At 65.3% G+C, this 581-nt stretch carries 2 pseudogenes; both read left to right on the top strand.

The features are described from left to right. Positions 1–296: pseudogene (gene sucC, locus AB4Z35_RS30035) on the top strand (succinate--CoA ligase subunit beta); the annotation flags it as partial. A 1-nt stretch (position 297) separates the two neighbouring features. Next, a pseudogene (locus AB4Z35_RS30030) lies at positions 298–581 on the top strand (succinate--CoA ligase subunit alpha); the annotation flags it as partial.

Raw genomic sequence — 581 nt, 5'->3', positions numbered from 1 at the left:
TCACCGCGGCGTTCCGGCTGATCCTGGCCGATCCCAGGGTCGAAGGGATTCTCGTCAATATCATCGGCGGCATCATGCGCTGCGACGTGATTGCCGAAGGCGTGGTGGCCGCGGCGCGCGAAGTGGACCTGACCGTGCCGCTGGTGGTGCGGCTGGAAGGCACCAACGTCGACCTCGGCAAGAAGATCCTGCGAGATTCGGGCCTGCCGGTCGTCTCGGCCAAGGATCTTGCCGATGCGGCCGAGAAAGTCGTGTCCGCCGTGCGCACGCACCCATCGAAGAAGGGAGGAAAGTGAAATGGCCGTGCTGATCGACAAAGACACCCGCGTGATCTGCCAGGGCTTTACCGGCGCRCAAGGCACATTCCATTCGGCACAGGCACTGGCCTATGGCACGAAGATGGTGGGCGGCGTCACGCCCGGCAAGGGCGGTGAATCGCACCTGGGCCTCCCGGTCTTCGATACCGTGGCCGCTGCCGCCAATGCCACAGGCGCCGACGCCTCGGTCATCTATGTGCCGCCACCSTTCGCCGCCGAYGCCATCCTGGAAGCSGTSGATGCCGGCATCGCGCTGATCGTCTG

Origin of the sequence: Pseudomonas sp. KB_15 (assembly GCF_052114525.1) — a bacterium.
Lineage (GTDB): Bacteria > Pseudomonadota > Gammaproteobacteria > Pseudomonadales > Pseudomonadaceae > Aquipseudomonas.
This window is presented reverse-complemented; position numbering and strand designations above follow the sequence as displayed.